This is a genomic window from Micromonospora sp. DT43 (assembly GCF_049841645.1).
Classification (GTDB): domain Bacteria; phylum Actinomycetota; class Actinomycetes; order Mycobacteriales; family Micromonosporaceae; genus Micromonospora.
On the sequence record NZ_JBNCKR010000003.1, the window covers coordinates 430,837 to 453,450 of the forward strand.

Below are 22,614 nucleotides of genomic sequence, written 5' to 3' on the forward strand. Positions count from 1 at the left end.
GCGGGTCTGGACATGTCTGAGGTTCTCGTCGTCGTCGAAGCCACCAAGGAATTCGGCGTCAAGAAGGTCACCCTGGAGATGCTCACCCTCGCCCGTGAGCTGGGCACCCCGAGCGCCGTGGTGCTCGGTGGCGCCGGCGCCGCCGAGGCGCTGAGCGGCAAGCTCGGCGAGTACGGCGCGGAGAAGATCTACGCCGCCGAGGGTGACGATATTGACGGCTACCTGGTGGCCCCCAAGGCCACCGTGCTGGCCGAGCTGGTCAAGCGGGTGCAGCCGGCCGCCGTGCTGCTGGCCTCGGCCCAGGAGGGCAAGGAGATCGCCGCCCGGCTCGCCGTCAAGCTGGACAACGGCATCCTGACCGACGTGGTCGGCCTGGCCGCCGACGGCACCGCCACCCAGGTCGCCTTCGCCGGCTCGACAATCGTCAAGTCCAAGGTCACCAAGGGCCTGCCGCTGGTCACCGTCCGGCCCAACTCGGTCACCCCCGCCCCGGCGGCCGCCACCCCGGCGATCGAGCAGCTCACCGTGTCGGTCACCGACACCGACAAGCTGGCCACTGTCGTCGAGCGGGTCGCCGAGCAGAAGGGCTCCCGCCCCGAGCTGACCGAGGCCGGCGTGGTCGTCTCCGGCGGTCGAGGTGTCGGCAACGCCGACAACTTCAAGCTGGTCGAGGAGTTGGCCGACCTGCTCGGTGGCGCCGTCGGCGCGTCCCGCGCCGCTGTCGACTCCGGCTTCTACCCGCACCAGTTCCAGGTGGGCCAGACCGGCAAGACGGTCTCCCCGCAGCTCTACGTCGCGCTCGGCATCTCCGGCGCTATCCAGCACCGTGCCGGCATGCAGACCTCGAAGACGATCGTCGCGGTCAACAAGGACGGCGAGGCGCCGATCTTCGAGCTGGCCGACTTCGGCGTGGTGGGCGACCTGTTCAAGATCGTCCCGCAGGCTGCCGAGGAGATCCGCAAGCGCAAGTGATCGTGTGACAGAGAAAGTGGCCGCCCGTCTTCACGGGCGGCCACTTTCTTCGTGGGGAGCTGATCGGCGGGCCGGGGAGCTGAGCCGGCCCGCCGATCAGCCCGTCAGGGTGCCCCTCAACAGGCTGTCGCCGGAGTGGCGGGTGTTGTTGTCGTACTGCTCGGCGGACACGTCGACCACCGTGTAGCTCCTGAGGTCGACGTTCGGGGGTAGGGGCAGCAGAGCGTCCGAGTCGCCACCGAGGGTGCCGATCGAGAACATCTCCATGTTCGTCGGATTGATGAGCCAGACCTCGTAGTACCCCGGCACGCGCGGGAGATTCGCCACGTGCAGATGCAATTGGCCGCTCTGCAGGACCCGCGCGTCACCCTGGGCCGACTTCGGCGTCGAGCCGAACGCCGCCAGCGGCGCGCTGGCCAGCACCGTGGGCGGCGGAGTGGGCGCCGGCTCGTCCGGGCGCAGCACCGAGACCGTGCCCACCACGCCGATCGCCGCCGCCGCCACGGCGGTCACCGCGGTGGCCGCCCAGCGCGACCAGCCGGTACGCCGACGGGCCCGTGACCTGCTGCCCGCTCCGCGGCCTCCCGCCACACCCGACCCCGAAGGGCCGCTCGCCGAGCCGCCCGGCCGCTGCCCGATCGTTGCTTGCCCGGTCGTCGCCTGCCCGGTCGTCTCGTGCTCGGCGGCCTGCTGGCGGCGGGCCCCGGTCAGCGACGGCACGGCCTCCGCCGCGCTGATCTCGGCGGCGATGCCCTGCCAGATGTGCTCCGGCGGGTCGGGCAGGTCACCCAGGCCCTGCGTCTCCACGCCGAGCCCGGCCACCTGCCGCAGGGCCGTCAGCTCCGTGCGGCAGTGCGCGCAGGTGTCGAGGTGGGTGCTCTCCCCGTCGTCCGCATCGCTCTCACCGAGCGCCAGAAAAACCAGCCGCTCGTGCTCCAGGTGCTGCACCGTCCACCTCCCATCTGCGTTTCAAGCTCGCCATGCCGCGTCGGATGTGACTCTTCACGGTGCCCAGCGGCACCCCCGTCACCGTGGCTATCTGCTGGTGTGTCAGGTCGTCGTAGAAGGCCAGCTCCAGCATGCGTCGCTGGTCGTCAGGCAGGCGCGCCAGCTCGTCCGCGATCACCAGCCGGTCCACCACCCGGTCCGGGTCCGGCGTGGTGGGCGCCGGCTCGGGCAACTGCCGGACCGTCTCCACCACTCGGGTCTCCCGCGCGCTGGCCCGCATCCGGTCGATCACCTTGCGCCTGCCGATGCCGAGCAGCCAGCCGATCAACGAGCCCTTGGCCGGATCGAAGGTGTCCCTGCCCAGCCAGGCGGCCACGAATGTCGCCTGGGTCACGTCCTCGGCGTCGGCGCGATTGGCAAGCATGGAGGTGGCCAGGTGGAGCACGGCGCGGCCGTAGCGGTCGTACGCCTCGCGCAGCGCCACCTCGTCGCCGGATCGGAACCGGGGCGCGAGGTCGTCCACCGGGGGGTCCGGTTGCTGCGGTAACGCCGTCATCGGGCGGCCAGCCTTCGATGGGGCATGCCCGACTGTAGCTGCCACAGCCTCCGCCCCACTCTCCCGGTCGATGTCATCTCACCAGCTCTTCGTCCGCCGGGCCCGGTCCGGATGCGGTCGTGGCCGGAAAAAGAAATCGCGTCGCGGACGCATCCACCCGTCGCGGAGCCGGCGTAACCCGTTCTGCAAGCCAGGCCTGACGAATCAGCACCAATCAGCAGGAGGCAGACATGCAGCTCTCGTACTTCCGTCGGGTCGCCGCGGGCGGCGCCGTCGCCGCGTTGGCCTTCGCCGGCGTCGCCGCGTTCACCGCCACCCCCGCGTATGCCGCCACCTCGAAGGTCTCGGTCGTGCACGGCATCCCGGACACTCCTGTCGACGTCTACGTCAACGGCAAGAAGACGCTCGACAACTTCAAGCCCGGTGACGTGGCCGGCCCGCTGAGCCTGGCCGAGGGCGAGTACGACATCGCCCTCACCAAGCCGGGTGAGCCGGTCGGGAGCGCGATCCTCACTGTCGACAACGCCGAGGTGCCGGGCGGGGCGAACATCAGCCTCGCCGCCCACCTCGACGCCGCCGGCAAGCCGAAGATCACGCCGTTCGTGAACGACGTCTCGAAGGTCGACGCCGGCAAGGCTCGGCTGATCGTCCGGCACACCGCCGCCGCCCCTGCTGTCGACGTGCGCGCCGGTGGCACCCCGGTCTTCAAGGGCCTGACCAACCCGAAGGAGGCGAAGGCCGACGTCGACGCCGGCACGGTGAAGGCGGACGTGGTGCTTGCCGGCACCGACACCGTGGCCATCGGCCCGGCGGACCTCAACCTCAAGGAGGGCACCGCGACGATCGTCTACGCCATCGGCTCCGCCGAGGGCAAGAGCCTCGACGTGGTGGCCCAGACGATCACCGGCCTGCACTCCGCCCCGGGCGGCGTGCCCAGCGGTGACGGCGGCCAGGCGGGCACCGGCGTGCAGACCTGGTGGTACGCGCTGACCGGTGCCGGCGTACTCCTGCTGCTCGGTGGTGGGGTGCGGATGGCGACCGCGCGGACCGGTCGCAAGTGACGGTGCGCAACCGCGGCGCGCTGGCGGCCCTGGCCGCCGGCGTTGCCGCGCTCACCGTCGCCACCCTGGTGGCGTGCAACTCCCAGCCGGCGGAGAACGTCGGCGCCGAGGAGGCGAGCACGCTGGCCGCCAGCGCGACCCCCTCGGCCGTCGCCGGCGATCCGTCGGTGCCGGTGACCGCGGGTGAGCTGCCCTCCGGCGCCCGGATCGTCCCGCCGGTCCGGCTGGTCATCCCCGAGATCGACGTCACCGCCACGGTCAACGCGGTAGGCATCAACGAACGGACAAACGAGTTCGAGGTGCCGCCGAGCGTCGACGAGATCGGCTGGTACCGCTACGGCCCCGGCCTGGAGGCGAGCGCCGGATCGGTGGTCATCGCCGGTCACGTGGACAGCGCCAAGCAGGGCAGGGGTGCGTTCTTCCGGCTGCGCGAGCTGGACCAGGGCGACACCCTGACCACGACCGGCAGCGACGGCAAGGTACGGAAGTACCGGGTCGTCGCCCGGGAGGAGTACGCCAAGACCAGGATCCCGCTGGAGCGGTACTTCGCTCGCGACGGCAAGCCGCGACTGACTCTGATCACCTGCGGCGGGCCGTTCGACGCCAAGGCCCGCAAGTACCGCGACAACATCGTCGTCACGGCGGTGCCAGCCTGACCAGGCGCGTCGGGGTGGGCGGAGCCGCTGCCCACCCCGGCCCGCATCCCGCCGGGCGTTGTGGTCCCCTCCGGCATTCGGCCCCCGACCCCTCGGCCGTACGCTGAAGGTGATGGCTTACCTGGATCACGCGGCGACGACTCCGATGCTCGACGAGGCATTGGAGGCGTACGTCGCTACCGCCCGCGAGGTCGGCAACGCGTCCTCCCTGCACGCGGCGGGTCGTCGTGCCCGTCGCCGGGTCGAGGAGTCGCGCGAGCGGGTGGCCGCCGTGCTCGGCGCCCGACCGTCCGAGGTGATCTTCACCGGTGGGGGCACGGAGAGCGACAACCTCGCGGTCAAGGGCATCTTCTGGGCCCGCCGGGGCGCCGGCCCCGACCGCCGCCGGGTGATCTCCAGTGCCGTCGAGCACCACGCCGTGCTGGACTCGGTCGACTGGCTGGTCGAGCACGAGAACGCCGAGGTCGGCTGGCTGCCGGTGGATTCCACGGGCCGCCTCGACCCGGAGGACCTGCGCGCCGAGTTGACCGCGCACGCCGATCAGGTGGCAGTGGTCACCGCGATGTGGGCCAACAACGAGGTCGGCACCGTACAGCCGGTGGCCGAGCTGGCCGCCGTCGCCGCCGAGCACGGTGTGCCCTTCCACACCGACGCCATCCAGGCCGTCGGGCAGGTGCCCGTCGACTTCGCCGCCAGCGGGGCCGCCGCGCTTACCGTCACCGGCCACAAGCTGGGCGGTCCGACCGGGGTCGGCGCGCTGCTTCTCGGCCGGGACGTGGCGGCCGTACCGCTGCTGCACGGCGGCGGCCAGGAACGCGACGTCCGTTCCGGCACGCTGGACACCGCCGGCATCGTCGCCTTCGCGGTCGCCGTCGAGACGGCCGTGAAGGGCCAGCAGGAGTACGCGGCCCGGGTGGCCGCGCTCCGCGACGACCTGATCGAGCGGGTCCGCCGGGCGGTGCCCGAGGTGGTCTACAACGGTGATCCGACCGAACGGCTGCCCGGCAACGCGCACTTCTCCTTCCCGGGGTGTGAGGGCGACGCCCTGCTGCTCCTGCTGGACGCCCAGGGCATCGCCTGCTCGACGGGTTCGGCCTGCTCGGCCGGGGTGGCCCAGCCCTCGCACGTACTGCTGGCGATGGGTGCCGACGACGACCGCGCCCGTTCCTCGCTGCGTTTCACCCTCGGCCACACCAGCAGTCAGGCCGACGTGGACGCCCTCGTCGCGGCCCTGCCGGCAGCAGTGGAACGCGCCCGCCGCGCAGCAGCCCCCCGCACCCCCCGCTGATCCCTCTTTTCTCCCGCCCCCCGCCCCCGCCCCCCCGCCCCCCCCGCCCCGTCGATCATGAAGTTATTGCCCCGTGGATCGGCGTGTCGTGGCGATAACTTCATGATCGACGGGGTGTGCCGGGGGTTTGGACGGGGTGTGTCGGGAGGGCGTGCGCGGGTTGGCGGGGGCGCGGGGATGGGGGTTGGGGTGGCGTGGTGGATAGGGTTGGGGTTGGCCTGTGGGCAGGGGGGTAGCTGGTGAGGGTTCTGGCGGCGATGTCGGGCGGGGTGGACTCGGCCGTGGCGGCGGCGCGGGCGGTGGCGGCCGGGCATGACGTGACAGGCGTGCACCTGGCGTTGGCCCGCAACCCGCAGACGTACCGGACCGGGGCGCGCGGCTGCTGCACCCTGGAGGACTCCCGGGACGCCCGCCGGGCAGCTGACGTGATCGGCATCCCGTTCTACGTGTGGGACATGGCCGACCGCTTCCACGAGGACGTCGTCGACGACTTCGTGGCCGAGTACGCCGCTGGTCGTACACCGAATCCGTGCCTGCGCTGCAACGAGAAGATCAAGTTCGCGGCGGTTTTGGACCGGGCTGTCGCCCTGGGCTTCGACGCGGTGGTCACCGGCCACCACGCCCGCCTCGGCCCGGACGGGTTGCTGCGCCGCAGCGTCGACATCGCCAAGGACCAGTCGTACGTGCTTGCGGTCCTCACCCGCGAGCAGCTGGACCGGTCGATGTTCCCGCTCGGCGACTCGACCAAGGCGCAGGTCCGCGCGGAGGCCGCCGAGCGTGGCCTGGCGGTGGCCGACAAGCCGGATTCGCACGACATCTGCTTCATCGCCGACGGCGACACCCGCGGCTTCCTGGCCGGTCGGCTCGGTGAGGCGCCCGGCGACGTCGTCGACGCGAGCACCGGCGCGGTGGTCGGCAGCCACACCGGCGCGTACGCCTACACGGTGGGTCAGCGGCGCGGTCTGCACCTGGACCGACCCGCCCCCGACGGTCGGCCACGCTACGTGCTCTCGATCACGCCCAAGACCAACACGGTGACGGTCGGTCCGGCCGAGGCGCTGGAGGTGTCCAGGGTTCGGGCCACCCGGCCGGTGTGGACCGGTGGCCCCCGCCCGGGCGCGCCTGTCGAGTGCGAGGTGCAGCTACGCGCGCACGGCGACGTGGTGCCGGCGACCGTCGACCTCGACGGCGACACGCTGCACGCCGAGCTGCGTCGGCCGGTCCGCGGTGTCGCCGCCGGTCAGGCCGTGGTGGCGTACCGCCCGGACCCGGCCGGCGACATCGTCCTCGGCTCCGCGACCATCACCGGCTGACCGCGCGGCCGCCGATCGGCAGGATCACGGTCGTCGCGCCGACGGATCGCTGTCGTCGCCGGGCTGGCGCGCCGGCGGCGCGCGGTCGCCGAGCGGTCGGCGCGTCCAGCGGGATAGCCTTCGGCCGTGACAGATCAGGCGTGGCCCTGGCCGGCCGGCGCGGCGACAGGTATCGGCTCGCTGCCCGGCACCGACATCGCCGAGGCCCAGCGGGTGGTCCTCGGTGAGCTTCCCGAGCTGCCGCACCTGCCCGAGCTGCCGGCGCGCGGCCCCGGAGCCGACCTGATCGGTCGCAGCGCCGGGCTGCTGGTCGAGCTGCCAGTCGAGCTCTACACCGGGCGGTGGCGGGTCGCCCCCCGCCCCGGGCGTGACCTGCGCCGGGCCCGCGACCTGATGGAACGCGACCTGGACCAGCTCGCCGAGCAGGCCGAGGGGTACGCCGGCCCGATCAAGGTGCAGGCCGGCGGACCACTCACCCTGGCCGCCTCCCTGGAGCTGCCGATCGGCGGCCGGCTGCTGCGTGACCCCGGCGCCGTCCGCGACCTCACCGGCTCCCTCGCCGAAGGGCTGCGCGGGCACGTCGCGGCGGTCGCCCGGCGGCTGCCCGGGGCATCGGTGCTGCTGCAACTGGACGAGCCGTCGCTGCCGACAGTGCTGGCCGGGCGGGTGCCCACCGAGAGTGGCCTGGGTGCGTACCGGGCTGTGGACGCGGCGGACGCGGCCGCCCTGCTGCGCACGGTCGTCGACGCGGTGGGCGTACCCACGATCGTGCACTGCTGCGCACCGCAGGTGCCGCTGGAGCTGATCCGCTCCACCGGCGCCGTCGCTGTCGCCCTCGACCTCGATCTGGTCACCGACCTGGACCCGCTGGGCGAGGCCATCGACGCGGGCCTCGGACTGCTGGCCGGCGCCGCGCCGACCCGGCCGCCGTCGGCCGGTGGCGCACCGACCTCCGCACAGATCGCCGATCGGGTACGCCAGATCTGGGACCGCCTCGGCTTTCCCCGCCGGCAGCTCGCCGAGCAGGTGGTCGTCACCCCGGCCTGCGGCCTCGCCGGCGCCACCCCGCAGTACGCCCGGTCGGTTCTCGCAGGCTGTCGGGACGCCGGCCGTCGGTTCACCGAGGAGTGACGTTTTCCTGTCGTACCGGCGGGGCAGGATGACGGTCATGATTGGACAGCTTCGTTCAGTGGTGATCGACTGCCCCGATCCGCGGGCGTTGGCGGCGTTCTACTCCGAGCTGCTCGGCGTGCCCTTCGCCGAGGGTGACTTCGAGGACGACTGGGTCGTGCTGGGCGGCCCACCCGGCCACCAGCCGCGTCTCGCCTTCCAGCAGGCGCTCAACCTGCGGCCGCCGGCCTGGCCCGACCCGGAGCGCCCGCAGCAGTTCCACCTGGACGTGACGGTGGACGACATCGAGAGCGCGGAGAAGGCGGCGCTCGCACTCGGTGCTCGGCGGCTGCCCGGCGAGGGTGAGGGCTTCCGGGTCTACGCCGATCCGGCCGGTCACCCGTTCTGCCTCTGCTGGGACTGACCATGGCGTGGGTTGCGGCGGCCGGGCATCATGGCCGCCGTGATCGACTCCATCCCGCTGCGCGCCACCGGCTCGCTCTTTGGTCTCGCCTACGGCGACGCCCTGGGCAAGCCCACCGAGTTCCTGACCGTCGCCGAGATTCAGCGCCGCTACGGCCCGACCGGCCCAACTGAGCTGACCGGGGAGCCGGCGCTGGTCACGGACGACACCCAGATGGCGCTGGCGGTGGGCTGGGCGCTGCACGAGGCGTCGTCGCTGACTCCGGAGGTGGTCGAGCCGCTGCTGCGGCGGCGTTTCGTGGCCTGGTCGGTCAGCCCGGACAACAACCGCGCTCCCGGGATGACCTGCCTGCGCGCCTGCGCCGACCTGGGCCGAGGGCTGCGCTGGCAGGAGGCGACCGTCGCCGACTCGAAGGGCTGCGGCGCAAACATGCGCGTGACGCCTGTGGGCTTGCTGGACGCCGACCCCGACACGCTGGCCGGGTTGGCCCAGTTGCAGGCCGGGCTGACCCACGGCCACCCGACCGGGCTGGCGGCCAGCGAACTCACCGCGTACGCGGTCTTCGCCGTGCGTGGTGGTGCCGCGCTGGCGGAGCTTCCCGCGCTCCTCACCGAGCGGGCGCGATCCCAGCGCCGGGTCTACCGGGAGCGGTGGCTGGGTGATCTCTGGCAGCGCGCCGGCTCGTCTTCTCCAGCCGACTTCATCGCCCCAGGCTGGGACGAGTGCCTCGGGGCGCTGCGCCGCCTGACCGCCGCCCTCGGCGAGCCGGACGACGGCGGCGACCCGTGTCGGGCCACCGGTGAGGGCTGGGTGGCCGAGGAGGCGCTGGCCACCGCGCTGTTCTGCGCCGTACGCCACGCCGATGACCCGGTCGCGGCCCTGGCCAGGGGAGCGACCACCGCCGGCGACTCCGACTCGATCGCCGCCCTGGCCGGCGCCTTCGTGGGCGCGGCCACCGGGACGGCCGCCTGGCCGCGCGAATGGGCCGACCGGATCGAGTACGCCGACCAGCTCGCCACCCTCGGCGCGGCCTGGGACTGACCCACCGTCCCCGGCCCGGCCGCCGGTCGGGGTGATCCACTCGGATTCCTGGAAGTCGCGGTGTTGCTGTTGGGCGGATGCCCCGGATTCCTGGAAGCCGAGTGGATCACGGCCCCGGCGCCGGTGGCTCGCTGTCAGCTGGTGGGTAGGTGGCGCAGGTTGCGGACCTTTCGCCACAGGTCGGCGTCGCAGCGGCCGGCGCGGTCGGCGAAGTCGGCCGAGCTGATCCGGATCGGCTCGACCAGGCTCAGGTAGCTGTCGTGCTCGGCGTCGGAGTCCCAGTCTCGGGTGGGAATCCGGACATGGTCGTCCCGGTCGCTCTTGTCCTGGCTGGTGATCTTCAAGACCTCGGCGCCCCGGGAGTCGGCGCGCAGCACCAGGCAGGGCCGGACCTTCGAGCCGCTGCCGTCGGCGTACGGGACGTCGGCCCACCAGATCTCGCCGGCCGCCGGCGTGCCGGCCGCTCGATCGGTGTCGCGGGAGCGCGGCGTGGTGGCCGGCCGATCGGTGCCGCGTGGCCTCGGCGGCGCGGGACGGCGACCACTCGTGCGGGTCGGGGCGCCGCGCCCAGGTCGGTCGGCTGGACGCCGGCTGGTCACCCGATGCCGCCAGTTGTTCCACGCCCAGCCGGCGGCCACCGCCAGCAGGATCGCCGCCGCCCAGAGCAACGCCTCGGTCATCGCCACCTCCGCGTCAGTGCGGCACGGGGGCCGCTTCGTCCGGCGATCGTCGCAGCGGCACCTGGGCCGCTCCGTCCGGCGATCCTCGCAGCGGCACCTGGGCCGCTCCGTCCGGCGATCCTCGCATGCCACGGCCCGCGCCGCCCGAGGACCACACCGTGACCGTCGACGCCTCCGTGGTGATCATTTCCGGCTCGGCGCCATTGCGGCATCCCGGCGTCCGGACACCCCGATCTCGCCGACCTGGAGTCGATCAGGTGCGCGGCCGACCGGTTCGGACGTCGCTGCGGACGCAGGTGGGCGTCGGATTGTCACCCCGGACCGATACCGTGCCTTAAGTAACGTGATTCAGGGGGGTCGCAGGCGTGTCCGAAGGTGGCGGGGTGTCCGAGGAGCAGATCGGTCAGCAGGTCAGCCCGGCTCAGGAGGCGGCGGCCGGCGCGGAGCCGACGCCACAGGCGCGGGAGCGGCACGCCACCCTCAGCCGGGAGCTGACCGAGCATCAGTACCGCTACTACGTGCTGGACTCGCCGATCATCACCGACGCCGAGTTCGACAAGCAGTTGCGCGAGCTGGAGGCGTTGGAGGAGGAGTTCCCGGCACTACGCACGCCGGATTCGCCGACCCAGCGGGTGGGTGGCACGTTCTCCACCGACTTCACCCCTGTCACGCACGCCGAGCGGATGCTCTCGCTCGACAACGCCTTCGCCGACGAGGAGCTGGCGGCCTGGGCCGAGCGTGTCGAGCGGGACGCGGGAGGGCCGGTGCCCTACCTCTGCGAGCTGAAGGTCGACGGTCTGGCGATCAACCTGACCTACGAGGCCGGCCGGCTGATTCGGGCCGCCACCCGGGGCGACGGCCGCACCGGCGAGGACGTCACCGCCAACGTGCGCAGCATTCGAGGCGTGCCCGGCCAGCTCGCGCCGTCCGCCGAGTTCCCGACGCTGCCCGAGCTGCTGGAGGTCCGGGGCGAGATCTACTTCCCGGTGGCCGCGTTCGCCGACCTCAACGCGAGTCTGGTCGAGCAGGGGCGGGCGCCGTTCGCCAACCCGCGCAACGCCGCCGCCGGCAGCCTGCGGCAGAAGGACCCCCGGGTCACCGCCTCCCGGCCGCTGCGCCTCGTCGTGCACGGCATCGGCGCCCGCCGGGGCTTCCAGCCCACCGCGCAGTCCGAGTCGTACGCGGCGCTGAAGGCGTGGGGGCTGCCGACGAGCGACAGGTGGCGGGTCGTCCCGGACCTGTCCGGCGTGGCGGAATACATCGCCTACTACGCCGAGCACCGGCACGACGTCGAGCACGAGATCGACGGTGTGGTGGTCAAGGTCGACCCGGTCTCCATCCAGGGTCGCCTGGGCTCGACCAGCCGTGCCCCACGCTGGGCGATCGCCTTCAAGTACCCGCCGGAGGAGGTCACCACCAAGCTGCTCGACATCGACGTCAACGTGGGGCGTACGGGTCGGGTCACCCCGTTCGCCGTCCTCGAACCGGTGCGGGTGGCCGGTTCCACAGTCGCGCTCGCCACCCTGCACAACGCCCGCGAGGTCGAGCGCAAGGGCGTGCTGATCGGCGACACGGTCGTGCTGCGCAAGGCCGGCGACGTGATTCCCGAGGTGCTCGGCCCGGTGGTCGACCTGCGGCCCGCCGACGCCCGCCCGTTCGTCATGCCGACCACCTGTCCGGCCTGCGGCACCCCGCTCGCGCCGTCGAAGGAGGGCGATGTCGACATCCGGTGCCCCAACACCCGCAGTTGCCCGGCCCAGCTCCGCGAGCGGGTGTTCCACCTCGCCGGTCGTGGCGCGTTCGACATCGAGGTCCTGGGCTACAAGGGCGCGGCGGCTCTGCTGGACGCGGAGATCATCGCCGACGAGGGTGACCTCTTCCAGCTCGACGCCGACCAGCTGATCCGGTCACCGTTCTTCGTCAACAAGGACGGCAGCCTCGGCAGCAACGCGGTCAAGCTGCTCGACAATCTGGCGGTCGCCCGGGAACGGGACCTGTGGCGGGTGCTGGTGGCGCTCTCCATCCGGCATGTCGGCCCCACCGCTGCGCAGGCGCTGGCCCGACACTTCCGCTCGATGGAGGCCATCGACGCCGCCAGCGAGGAGGAGTTGTCCTCGGTCGACGGGGTCGGGCCGACCATCGCGGCCAGCATCCGGGAGTGGTTCGCCGTGGACTGGCACCGCGAGGTGGTCCGCAAGTGGGCCGAGGCGGGCGTACGGATGGCCGAGGAGGCCGTCGACGAGGGTCCGCGCCCGCTGGAGGGGTTGACAGTCGTGGTGACCGGCACCCTCGCCGGCTTCTCGCGGGACCAGGCAGCCGAGGCCGTCCAGACCAGGGGCGGCAAGGTCAGCGGGTCGGTCTCCAAGAAGACGAGCTTCGTGGTCGTGGGGGACAACCCAGGGTCCAAGGCCGACAAGGCGGCAAGCCTCAAGGTGCCCGTGCTCGACGAGGACGGGTTCCGGGTGCTGCTGGACGCGGGTCCGGAGGCCGCGCGGGAGGTCGCCCGGGTGGAGGGCTGACCGCGGCGGCGAACCCCCGCGATGGCCGTCGCGTATACCAACTTAATTACGACTACGACCGATTCGTGACTGTCATACCGGGAAACCCGGGGCTGAGGGCGTTTCATTGGGTCACGGCGTGCTCATCGGCACGTCGACCGTCGGTCGGGAGGTGTGATGGAGGTCGCCGACCCGCGTAACTCCGTCCCACCGGGGCGGGTGACGCCGTTCGCCGCCTTCGTCGTCGGCATCCTGGTGGTCGCGACGCTGACCGCCACGGGTCCACTCACGACGCTCCCCGAGGAGCTGCCCCGCCTTCCGGTGGCGTTCTGGACGATGGCCGCCCTCGCGGTGGTCTGCGACGCGCGCCCCTTCGTTCCGCCCGGGCGACGGCAGACCTCGGCGGTCTTCCCGTCCACCTGCTTCACCTTCGCGATCCTGCTCGGTTGGGGGCTCGGTCCGGCTGTGGCGGTGCAGGCGGTGGGGGTGATCGTCTCTGGTTGGCGGATGCGTCATGCCGCCTGGCGGACCGCGTTCAACGTCGGCCAGTACGCTTGCGCGCTCGCCGCCGCGTACGGCGTCATCCAGCTCGGGCCGAGCACCCTCTTCTCCGGCGGCCGCCTGCACCCGACGGACGTGGTCGCCGTCGGCGGGGCGACGCTGGCCTGGTTCGTCGTGAACTACGGCTTGGTGAGCTGGGCGGTGCGGCTGCGCTTCGGTGACCGCTGGTGGCCCACCGTTCGCCAGGGCGTCGGTTTCGAACTGCTCTCCACCGGCTCGCTGCTGCTGCTCGCGCCGGTTCTGGTCGCCGCCGCCCGTCTCAGCGCGGCGCTGATCCCCCTGGTGCTGGTGCCGCTCTTCGCCGTGTACCGGATGGCTCGGCTGACCGTCGAGCAGCAGCACCTCGCCGCCGCCGACCCGCTGACCGGCTTGCCCAACCGCAAGGCGCTGCTGGCCGAGGTGGCGGAGCAGGTGCATCTGCACGCCGGGCGGACCGCCCGCGGTGAGCCCGGCGGGCACCTGGCGCTGCTGCTCATCGACCTGGACCGCTTCAAGAACGTCAACGACGCTCTGGGACACGCGGTGGGTGACCGGCTGCTGGTCGAGGTCAGCGCCCGGCTCACCGACGTGGAACCCCGGCCGCAGATGATCGCCCGGCTGGGTGGCGACGAGTTCGCCATCGTGATGACCGGCCTGACCGACGTCGGCCAGGCGCGTGAGCTGGCCGACCGGGTCGTCGGGGCGTTGGCCGAGCCGGTGCCGTTGGACGGCCTGCCGTTGGACGTGGGCGGCTCCATCGGGATCGCCCTCTTCCCGGAGCACGGCGAGGACTTCGCCACCCTGATGCGGCACGCCGACGTGGCGATGTACGACGCCAAGCACCGCAACGACACGGTCGCCGTGTACGCCCCCGAATCCGACCACAACTCGGCCGAGCGTCTCGGTCTCCTCGCCGACCTCCGCCGGGTGCTGGAATCCGGCCCGTCGGCCGCCGGCCCGCTCGACGCCGCTCCGCCGCAGATCCACGCCGAGCATGCCGGCAGGGCCGAGCACGCCGAGCATGCCGGCAGGGCCGAGCACGCCGAGCACGCCGGCCGGGCCGGGCATGTCGAGCACGCCGGCCGGGTCGAGCACGCCGGCCGGGTCGAGCACGCCGGCCGGGTCGAGCACGCCGGCCAAGCCGAGCACGCCGGCCAAGCCAACCGGGTCAACGCTGGCCACGCCGAGGAAGCCGGCCGGGCCAACGCTGGCCACGCCGAGGAAGCCGGCCGGGCCAACGCCGGCCACGCCGACGAAGCCGGCCGGACCAACGCTGGTCGTGGCGAGCCGGGTGGGTCCGAGCGGACGGCAGACGTACCCCTTGCCGTGGAGGCCGAGGTGCGCGGTGGTGACGGTGCGGCGCTGCCCGCCGGGGCGGCGGCCGAGGTTGCACCGCAGCCGGGCGGCGCGCCGGTGATCGCCGCGGCGCCCCCGACGGGCGGGCGGTGGTGGGGTCGTCGGCGGCGGGCCGGCGGCGAGTTGGCGCACGCCGATGAGCTCATCAACCGGATCGCCACCGGCGCCGACCCGATCCGGGGGCGCAACAACCGCGCGACGATCCCTGGCACTCGCCCTGGCCCGTCGCGGGACCGGCGTGCCGGCGGCCAGGGTTGGCGATCGCCGAACGGCGGGGCGGTGCCCCCGCCGAGCGTCGGCCGTCCGGGGCGCGCGGGCGTGTCGGTTCCCGAGGGCCAGGCGATCGAGCCGACCGGGTGGGTACACGACGATGGTCAGCCGGTCGAGGACGCCGGTGAGATCACCATGTACTACCAGCCGCAGATCGCCATCGCGACCGGCGAGGTCGTGGGCGTCGAGGCCCTGCTGCGGTGGCGGCACCCGCGCCGGGGGATGGTCGACCCGGAGGAGCTGATCCGGGTCGCCGAGCAGAGCGCGGTGATGCGGTTGCTCACCCGGCGGGTGGTGGACGACGTGGTGGAGCAGCTCGCCAAGTGGTCGGCGGCCGGCATCGGGCTGCGTGCGGCGCTCAACGTCAGCGTGCGGGACCTGCACACCGGCGAGATCGCCGACCAGATCGCCGACCGGCTGACCCGGTACGGGGTGCCGGCCGAGCGACTGCAACTGGAGATCACCGAGGGCGCCCTGATGGCCGATCCGCGTCGGGTGCTGGCCACCATCTCCCGGCTGCACCGCATCGGGGTGGCGATCGCGCTTGACGATTTCGGCACCGGGTACTCGTCGCTGCAACATCTGCGCCGGCTGCCGCTGTCCGAGGTGAAGGTGGACCGGTCGTTCGTGCTCGGCATGGCCGAGGACGCCGACGACGCGGCGATCGTCCGATCGATGATCGAGTTGGCGGGCGCGCTGGGGCTGCGGGTGGTCGCCGAGGGCGTGGAGGACGAGCGGACGTGGCGGATGTTGTACGCCGCCGGCTGCGACGCCGCCCAGGGCTGGTTCTACGCCCGACCGATGCCCGCCGAGCAACTCGTCACCTGGCTGGCCCGCTACCGGCCGGTCCGCCCGACGGGTGGTCCGGAGCCCGAGGCCGGCGGCCGTTCGACCCGCTGACCCACGGCCCAAGCCGCCGGAGGGGGAGTCGGGGACGCGGCACGGGAGCGGAACAATAGACTCGCTCCGGTCACCGCGCGTCACACCGCAACCGTCGCGCGGCCGGCACACCGCCCGACCAGCAGGACATCAGAAGGGGGCACGGATGGCCGCCATCTCCCGCGAGGAGGTCGCGCACCTGGCGCGCCTGTCGCGGCTCGCCGTCACCGAGGAGGAGCTGGACACCTTCGCCGGCCAGCTCGACGTGATCCTCCAGGCGGTCGCCCAGGTCGGCGAGGTCGCCGCCGCGGACATCCCGCCGACCTCGCACTCGGTGCCGCTGACCAACATCTTCCGCGAGGATGTCGTCACGCCGTGCCTGACGCCGCAGGAGGCGCTGTCGGGCGCGCCGGACGCCGAGGACCAGCGGTTCCGCGTACCGCGGATCCTGACCGAGGATGTGGCCTCATGACCGATTTAACCAGAATGACCGCGACGGAGATCGCCGCGCTTGTCGCCGGCGGCGAGACCTCCGCCGTCGAGGTGACCCGGGCGCACCTGGACCGGATCGCTGCCGTCGACGAGCAGGTGCACGCCTTCCTGCACGTCGACACCGACGGCGCGCTCGCCGCGGCCCGCTCGGTCGACGAGCGCCGGGCTGCCGGCGAGGAGCTGGGCCCCCTGGCCGGTGTGCCGGTCGCGGTGAAGGACGTGCTCGCCACCCGTGGTGTGCCGACCACCGTCGGCTCGAAGATCCTCGAAGGCTGGCGCCCGCCGTACGACGCGACGATCGTGCAGCGGTTGCGCGAGGCCGGCACGGTGATGCTCGGCAAGACGAACATGGACGAGTTCGCCATGGGCTCCTCCACCGAATACTCGGCGTACGGTCCGACGCACAACCCGTGGGACCTCAGCCGGATCCCGGGTGGCTCGGGCGGTGGCAGCGCGGCGGCGCTGGCCGCGTACGAGGCGCCGCTGGCGATCGGCTCGGACACCGGCGGCTCGATCCGCCAGCCCGGAGCGGTCACCGGCACCGTCGGCGCGAAGCCCACCTACGGCGGAACCTCCCGCTATGGGCTTGTCGCCTTCTCGTCGTCGCTGGACACGCCCGGTCCGTGTGCCCGTACGGTGCTCGACGCGGCCCTGCTGCACCAGGTGATCGCCGGGCACGACCCGCGGGACTCCACCTCGATTCCGCAGCCGGTGCCGGACGTGGTGGCGGCGGCGAAGCTCGGCGCGACCGGTGACCTGACCGGCGTGCGGCTCGGCATCGTCAGCGAGTTCGTCGGCGAGGGCGCCGAGCCGGGCGTGATGGCCGCGTTCCGCGAGTCGGTGGACGCGCTCACCAAGATGGGCGCCGAGGTCGTGGAGATCTCCTGCCCGACGTTCGCGTACGCGCTGCCGGCGTACTACCTGATCGCCCCGAGCGAGTGCTCCTCCAACCTGGCCCGGTTCGACGGTGTCCGGTTCGGCCTGCGGGTCGGCGACGACGGCAACCGGTCGCTGGAGGAGGTCATGTCGCTGACCCGCGAGGCCGGCTTCGGCCCGGAGGTCAAGCGCCGGATCATGATCGGGACGTACGCGCTGTCGTCGGGTTACTACGACGCGTACTACGGGCAGGCGCAGAAGGTCCGGACCCTCATCACCCGGGACTTCACTGCCGCGTTCGAGCGGGTCGACGCGTTGATCTCGCCGACCACCCCGTTCACGGCCTTCCCGATCGGCGCCCGCACCGCGGATCCGTACCAGATGTACCTGGCCGACCTGTTCACCATTCCGACCAACCTGTACGGCGGGCCGGGCATCTCGGTGCCCTGCGGTCTCTCCGAGGGGCTGCCCGTCGGCCTGCAGGTGATGGCCCCGACGTTGGCCGACGACCGGATGTACCGGGTCGCCGCCGCGTTGGAGTCCGCCGTCGGCACGTTCACCCCGCCGACGCTGTAGCGCGATCGCGACCGGCCCCGACGGACCTGTCCGTCGGGGCCGGTCGTCGTCCCGGGGTGGGGGCTCTCAGGCGTTGTGGTCGTCGGCGAGATAGCGGCGGGCCTCCCGCAGGTCACGCCATCGCATCCAGCCCTGAATCGCCCAGAAGACACCGAGCACCACCGCGATCACCCGGGTCGAGGGGCGGGACGCGCCGACGACCAGCAGCGCCTCGAGCAGCACGGCGAAGGCGAGTATCCACAGCACCCAGCGGCCACCCTGCCGGCGTTCGGCCTCCTGGCGGGCGAGGGCGTCGATGCGAGGGTCGTCGGTATGCCCGACGCGCAGGGCCTGGCGGGCCGCCGGGCTGGCGGTCCGGGGGGTGGGTGGCCGGTGGCTGGCCAGGAGGGCCACTGCCGCGCCGAGCGCCGCGAGGACGAGCGCGATCAGGAAAATCTTGAGGAGGGCACCCGGCGAGGTGTCCCGCCCGTCGAGGGCGATCACCGCCACCGTCACCGCCGGGAGTCCCACCGCCAGGCCCGCGGCGACCAGCACGGCGCGGCGGCCGATCGGCTGTCGCCGCGGGGACGGCCCCGCTGCCCGGTCGGGTCCGGCGGAGGTCGGGCCGTGACCCGTCGACGGGAGGGGCGTTGAACGGGACCCCGGGTCAGAGCCGGTCGGGTCGGACATCGGGGCCGGCGGCGAGGTCACGAGCCGGCCCGGACGCGCTCGCGCGAGGCCGTCAACCTGCCCGTCCCCCAGGCGACGGCCAGCCCGATCAGGCCTGGGATGGCGAGCAGGACCACCAGCAGCAGAAGGTCGTCCGGCTGCCGCTCGCCGCCGGCGACAGTCCAGCCAATCAGGGCTACCACGGCCCCCACCGCCCACGCGGCCAGCACCACCAGCAGGACCTGCTTCGTGTTGTACCGGCGCCCCGGCATGGTCTGGTTGACAGATCGATCATTCCCCGTATTTGTCATGGTCGACAGGTACCCCCGTGTCGTCGCGAACACACCCGGTCACGGTGATTGCCGGTGCGTCGGGAAACCCGGGCGAAGCGTGGCCGGACAACCCCATTAGGCTGGACGGGTTCTGTCCGGATCGCGTCTGGAGCGTCTCATGACCACGACACTGCCCGCGTACGACGAGGTCGTCGCGCGCTTCGAACCGGTGATCGGCCTGGAGACCCACGTCGAGCTGGGCACGAACACCAAGATGTTCTGCGGCTGCCCGACGGACTTCGGTGGCGAGCCGAACACCCGGGTCTGCCCGGTGTGCCTGGGGCTGCCCGGGTCGCTGCCGGTGGCCAACAAGGCCGCCATCGAGGCGATCATCCGGATCGGCCTGGCGCTGAACTGCTCGATCGCCGAGTGGTGCCGGTTCGCCCGGAAGAACTACTTCTACCCGGACATGCCGAAGAACTTCCAGATCAGCCAGTACGACGAGCCGATCTGCGTCGACGGTTACCTGGACGTCGAGGTGGGCGGCGAGACGGTACGCATCGAGATCGAGCGGGTGCACCTGGAGGAGGACACCGGCAAGACGCTGCACGTCGGTGGCGCCACCGGCCGCATCCACGGTGCGACCGAGTCGCTCGTCGACTACAACCGGGCCGGCATTCCGCTTGTCGAGATCGTGACCAAGCCGATCACGGGCACCGGTGCGCTCGCCCCCGAGGTGGCGAAGGCGTACGTCGCCGAGCTGCGCGACGTGATCCGTACCCTCGGCGTCTCCGACGTGCGGATGGAGGAGGGTTCGCTGCGCTGTGACGTGAACACCTCGCTCAACCTGCCGGGTCAGGAGTGGGGCACCCGCACCGAGACCAAGAACGTCAACTCGCTGCGGTCGGTGGAGCGGGCGGTCCGCTCGGAGATGCTGCGCCAGGCGTCGGTGCTGGACGCGGGCGGCCGGATCACCCAGGAGACGCGCCACTTCCACGAGGACACCGGTGACACCACCCCGGGGCGCTCGAAGGAGACGGCCACCGACTACAGGTACTTCCCCGAGCCGGACCTGGTGCCTATCGCACCGGACCCGGCCTGGGTCGCCGAGCTGAAGGCCGCCCTGCCGGAGCTGCCCCGGGTGCACAGGCGTCGGCTCCAGCAGCAGTGGGGCCTGTCCGACCTGGACATGCAGTCGGTGCTCAACGCCGGTGCGGTCGAGCTGATCGAGGCCACCGTGGCCGCCGGCACCACCCCGGCGGCGGCCCGCAAGTGGTGGCTGGGTGAGCTGTCCCGTCGGGCCAACGAGAGCGGCGTGGAGCTGGCCGACATCGGCGCCACCCCCGCGCAGGTCGCCGAGCTGCAGGGCCTGGTCGACGCGGGCAAGCTCAACGACAAGATGGCCCGTACGGTGCTGGAGGGCGTGGTCGACGGCGAGGGTTCGCCCACCGAGATCATGACCAGTCGGGGCCTGGAGGTCGTGTCGGACACCGGCGCGCTCACCGCCGCCGTGGACGAGGCGATCGCCGCCAACCCCGGCATCGCCGACAAGATCCGTAGCGGCAAGGTCGCGGCGGTCGGCGCCCTCGTCGGCGCGGTCATGAAGACCACCCGTGGTCAGGCCGACGCGAAGACCCTGCGTGAGCTGATCCTGGAGCGCCTCGGCGTCCAGGGCTGATCCGCCCGATCGAACACCGCTGGCGCGTGCTGCGCCAGCGGTGTTCGCCGTGCACACCGCAACCCCCTCGCGAGGGCGTCAACGGCGACGCCCGGATGGAGCCACCGTGAACCAGCACGACCTCGATGTCCTCGACGAGATCCAGCGGCGGGTGCTCTGGCTCGCCACCCGGATCGTGGACGCCGCCAACCACGACCGGGCCACCGGTGACGGGGTGAAGGTCGGCGGCCACCAGGCGTCCAGCGCCTCCCTCGTCACGGCGATGACCGCCCTGTGGTTCGCGCACCTGGACGCCGAGGACCGCGTCGCCGTCAAGCCGCACGCCTCGCCGGTGTTCCACGCCATCCAGTACCTGCTGGGCAACCTGGACCGCTCCTACCTGCCCCGGCTGCGGGCCCGAGGCGGTCTCCAGTCGTACCCGTCGCGCACCAAGGACCCCGACGAGGTGGACTTCTCCACCGGCTCGGTGGGTCTGGGCGCGGCGGCGCCGCTCTTCGCCGCCGCCACCCGCCGCTACGTCGACGCGCACTTCGGGGCCCGCCCGCACTCCCGGTTCGTGGCGCTGATCGGCGACGCCGAGTTGGACGAGGGCAACATCTGGGAGGCGGTCGCCGACCCGGCCACCACCGGCCTGGGCAACGTCATGTGGCTCGTCGACTTCAACAGGCAGTCGCTGGACCGGGTGGTGCCCGGCATCCGGATCAAGCAGTGGCGCGGTCAGTTCGAGGCGGCCGGCTGGCACGTCGTGGAGGTCAAGTACGGTCGCCGGCTCGCCGAGGCGTACGCCCGGCCGGGTGGCGAGGCGCTGCGCGACTGGATCGACCTGATGCCCAACGAGCAGTACCAGTCGCTGTTCGGGCTGGCCGGGCCGGCGCTGCGCAAGCAGTTCCTGGACGGCGCTCCGGCCGGCATCGACGAGCTGATCGCCCACGTGAGCGACGAGAACCTCGGCCCGCTCGTCACCGACCTGGGCGGGCACGACCTTCAGGCGATGCTCGACGCGTACGCCCAGTGCGACGCGGTCACGGACCGGCCCAGCGTCGTCTTCGCGTACACCGTGAAGGGGTGGGGGTTGCCCATCGCCGGCAATCCGCGCAACCACTCGGCGCTGCTCAGCACCGAGCAGGTCGACGCGTTGCGGGCCGCGCAGGGTCTGACGGCCGAGACCGAGTGGGACCGCCTCGACCCGGCGTCACCCGCCGGCATCCGGGCCGGCGCCCGCCGGGAGGCGCTGTCCCGCGCGCCGCGCGAGCGCGCGCTCGGGGTCACCGTTCCGGAGAGCACGGGAGTACGCGCCAACAAGCCGATCTCCACGCAGGAGGTCTTCGGTCGGGTGCTCGTGGACCTGGCTCGCGATCGGGAGGTGGGCCGCTACCTGGTGACCACCGCCCCGGACGTGGCCACCTCCACCAACCTGGCCGGGTTCATCAACAAGACCGGGGTGTTCGCCCCCACCGAGCAGCGTTCCTGGACCGAGGACCGGATGCTGCGCTGGACCGAGAGCCCCTCCGGGCAGCACATCGAGCTGGGCATCTCGGAGATGAACCTGTTCCTGCTGCTGGGCCAGCTCGGCCTGTCCTGGGATCTGTCCGGGCAGCCGCTGCTGCCGGTGGGCACCGTCTACGACCCGTTCGTGCTGCGTGGCCTCGACGCGTTCCTGTACGGCACGTACTCCGGTTCGCGGTTCGTGGTGGCCGGCACCCCGTCGGGCATCACCCTCGCCCCCGAGGGCGGCGCCCACCAGTCCACCATCACCGCGTCGGTAGGCCTGGAACTGCCCGGGGTGACGTTCCTCGAACCTGCGTACGCGGGCAGCCTCGACTGGCTGCTCTGCGACGCGCTGGGGCAGATCGCGGGTGGGGCGGCCCCGGCCGCTACCGCCGCGCCGACCGAGGACGGCGCGTACTACTTCCGGCTGAGCACCCGACCGCTGGACCAGGCGCCGTTCGAGGCGGCGCGGGCCCGGCTCGGCGACGCGGTGCTGCGCAGGCAGGTGGTCGCCGGGGCGTACCGGCTCGTCGACGCGCACCAGGCGTACCCGCACCTGGCCGACGCCCCGGTGGTGCAGCTGGCCGCCTCCGGCGCGGTGCTGCCCGAGACGTTGGCCGCCGCCGCGGAGTTGGCCGAGGAGGGCATCGCCGCGCACGTGGTGGACGTGACCTCGCTGGACCGGCTGTACCGGGCGTGGCAGCGCACCCTGCGCCAGGGCGTACGCACGGCGACCGTGCCCAGCGTGCCGGGCGCGCTGCGGTCCGCGTTCGTCGACCGGGTGCCGGTGGTGACCGTGCACGACGCGGCGTCGCACGCGATGGCCTGGCTCGGGTCGGCGCTCGGCGCCCCGGCGGTGCCGCTCGGGGTGGACGAGTTCGGCCAGTCCGGCAGTGTGGCCGACCTGTACGAGCTGCACGACCTGCTGCCGGGCAGCATCGTCAACGCCGCCCTGGCCGCGCTCGCGCTGCGCTGACCGCCCCGGACGCCCC

Annotated in this window: 19 protein-coding genes; 14 read left to right on the forward strand and 5 right to left on the reverse strand. The window is 72.7% G+C overall.

Annotation, left to right across the window (positions count from 1 at the left end):
• Positions 1 to 12: 12 nt before the first annotated feature.
• The gene (locus ACLQ26_RS09760) at positions 13 to 972 is read left to right on the forward strand and encodes an electron transfer flavoprotein subunit alpha/FixB family protein (RefSeq protein ID WP_425744123.1); all 960 of its coding nucleotides are present in this window, start codon (positions 13 to 15) and stop codon (positions 970 to 972) included.
• Between the two features lie 96 nt (positions 973 to 1,068).
• Here ACLQ26_RS09760 and ACLQ26_RS09765 read toward each other — a convergent pair whose 3' ends face one another.
• Both ACLQ26_RS09765 and ACLQ26_RS09770 read right to left on the reverse strand, forming a co-directional pair.
• Complete coding sequence (locus ACLQ26_RS09765) at positions 1,069 to 1,920, reverse strand: anti-sigma factor (RefSeq protein WP_425744124.1); 852 nt, start codon at positions 1,918 to 1,920, stop codon at positions 1,069 to 1,071.
• Entirely contained in the window at positions 1,874 to 2,476 is a 603-nt protein-coding gene (locus tag ACLQ26_RS09770; RefSeq protein ID WP_425744125.1) for an RNA polymerase sigma factor, read from the reverse strand. The genes ACLQ26_RS09765 and ACLQ26_RS09770 overlap by 47 nt, the downstream gene beginning before the upstream one ends.
• Before the next feature lie 230 nt (positions 2,477 to 2,706).
• On the opposite strand from ACLQ26_RS09770, the gene ACLQ26_RS09775 reads away from it, so the two are divergent.
• From ACLQ26_RS09775 to ACLQ26_RS09805, 7 genes are all read left to right on the forward strand, one after another.
• Positions 2,707 to 3,537, forward strand: coding sequence for a DUF4397 domain-containing protein (locus tag ACLQ26_RS09775; protein ID WP_425744126.1), 831 nt, complete (start codon positions 2,707 to 2,709; stop codon positions 3,535 to 3,537).
• Positions 3,534 to 4,193: a class F sortase gene (locus ACLQ26_RS09780; protein ID WP_425744127.1), complete on the forward strand. Its 660-nt coding sequence runs from the start codon at positions 3,534 to 3,536 to the stop codon at positions 4,191 to 4,193. The genes ACLQ26_RS09775 and ACLQ26_RS09780 overlap by 4 nt, the downstream gene beginning before the upstream one ends.
• A 112-nt stretch (positions 4,194 to 4,305) precedes the next feature.
• Positions 4,306 to 5,481, forward strand: coding sequence for a cysteine desulfurase family protein (locus ACLQ26_RS09785; RefSeq protein WP_425744128.1), 1,176 nt, complete (start codon positions 4,306 to 4,308; stop codon positions 5,479 to 5,481).
• 239 nt (positions 5,482 to 5,720) lie between these two features.
• Positions 5,721 to 6,794, forward strand: a complete 1,074-nt coding sequence (mnmA, locus tag ACLQ26_RS09790) for a tRNA 2-thiouridine(34) synthase MnmA (protein ID WP_425744129.1) — start codon at positions 5,721 to 5,723, stop codon at positions 6,792 to 6,794.
• Positions 6,795 to 6,920: 126 nt separating this feature from the next.
• Entirely contained in the window at positions 6,921 to 7,925 is a 1,005-nt protein-coding gene (locus tag ACLQ26_RS09795; protein ID WP_425744130.1) for a methionine synthase, read from the forward strand.
• 37 nt (positions 7,926 to 7,962) lie between these two features.
• The gene (locus ACLQ26_RS09800) at positions 7,963 to 8,328 is read left to right on the forward strand and encodes a VOC family protein (RefSeq protein ID WP_425744131.1); all 366 of its coding nucleotides are present in this window, start codon (positions 7,963 to 7,965) and stop codon (positions 8,326 to 8,328) included.
• A 30-nt stretch (positions 8,329 to 8,358) separates the two neighbouring features.
• On the forward strand, positions 8,359 to 9,369 hold the full coding sequence (locus ACLQ26_RS09805) for an ADP-ribosylglycohydrolase family protein (RefSeq protein WP_425744132.1): 1,011 nt from the start codon (positions 8,359 to 8,361) through the stop codon (positions 9,367 to 9,369).
• 134 nt (positions 9,370 to 9,503) lie between these two features.
• Here the strand turns inward: ACLQ26_RS09805 and ACLQ26_RS09810 are convergent, their stop codons facing one another.
• Entirely contained in the window at positions 9,504 to 10,049 is a 546-nt protein-coding gene (locus ACLQ26_RS09810) for a type II toxin-antitoxin system PemK/MazF family toxin (protein WP_425744133.1), read from the reverse strand.
• Positions 10,050 to 10,432: 383 nt separating this feature from the next.
• On the opposite strand from ACLQ26_RS09810, the gene ligA reads away from it, so the two are divergent.
• The 4 genes from ligA (at position 10,433) to gatA (ending at position 17,536) form a co-directional block, all read left to right on the forward strand.
• The gene (ligA, locus tag ACLQ26_RS09815) at positions 10,433 to 12,568 is read left to right on the forward strand and encodes an NAD-dependent DNA ligase LigA (RefSeq protein WP_425744134.1); all 2,136 of its coding nucleotides are present in this window, start codon (positions 10,433 to 10,435) and stop codon (positions 12,566 to 12,568) included.
• Between the two features lie 156 nt (positions 12,569 to 12,724).
• Positions 12,725 to 15,613 (forward strand): EAL domain-containing protein, encoded by a 2,889-nt coding sequence (locus ACLQ26_RS09820; protein WP_425744135.1) that lies wholly within the window; start codon positions 12,725 to 12,727, stop codon positions 15,611 to 15,613.
• A gap of 145 nt (positions 15,614 to 15,758) precedes the next feature.
• Positions 15,759 to 16,064 carry an Asp-tRNA(Asn)/Glu-tRNA(Gln) amidotransferase subunit GatC gene (gatC, locus tag ACLQ26_RS09825; RefSeq protein ID WP_007456314.1) on the forward strand — a complete coding sequence of 102 codons (306 nt, stop codon included), beginning with the start codon at positions 15,759 to 15,761 and terminating at the stop codon, positions 16,062 to 16,064.
• The gene (gene gatA / locus ACLQ26_RS09830; RefSeq protein WP_425744136.1) at positions 16,061 to 17,536 is read left to right on the forward strand and encodes an Asp-tRNA(Asn)/Glu-tRNA(Gln) amidotransferase subunit GatA; all 1,476 of its coding nucleotides are present in this window, start codon (positions 16,061 to 16,063) and stop codon (positions 17,534 to 17,536) included. The genes gatC and gatA overlap by 4 nt, the downstream gene beginning before the upstream one ends.
• Positions 17,537 to 17,602: 66 nt before the next feature.
• Here gatA and ACLQ26_RS09835 read toward each other — a convergent pair whose 3' ends face one another.
• Both ACLQ26_RS09835 and ACLQ26_RS09840 read right to left on the reverse strand, forming a co-directional pair.
• Positions 17,603 to 18,031, reverse strand: coding sequence for a hypothetical protein (locus ACLQ26_RS09835; RefSeq protein WP_425744137.1), 429 nt, complete (start codon positions 18,029 to 18,031; stop codon positions 17,603 to 17,605).
• A 191-nt stretch (positions 18,032 to 18,222) separates the two neighbouring features.
• A complete protein-coding gene (locus ACLQ26_RS09840; protein WP_425744138.1) occupies positions 18,223 to 18,456 on the reverse strand; it encodes a hypothetical protein in 234 nt (77 codons plus the stop codon).
• A 178-nt stretch (positions 18,457 to 18,634) separates the two neighbouring features.
• On the opposite strand from ACLQ26_RS09840, the gene gatB reads away from it, so the two are divergent.
• Positions 18,635 to 20,134, forward strand: coding sequence for an Asp-tRNA(Asn)/Glu-tRNA(Gln) amidotransferase subunit GatB (gene gatB / locus ACLQ26_RS09845; protein ID WP_425744139.1), 1,500 nt, complete (start codon positions 18,635 to 18,637; stop codon positions 20,132 to 20,134).
• A gap of 106 nt (positions 20,135 to 20,240) precedes the next feature.
• Positions 20,241 to 22,598 carry a transketolase-like TK C-terminal-containing protein gene (locus ACLQ26_RS09850; protein WP_425744140.1) on the forward strand — a complete coding sequence of 786 codons (2,358 nt, stop codon included), beginning with the start codon at positions 20,241 to 20,243 and terminating at the stop codon, positions 22,596 to 22,598.
• Positions 22,599 to 22,614 lie beyond the last annotated feature (16 nt).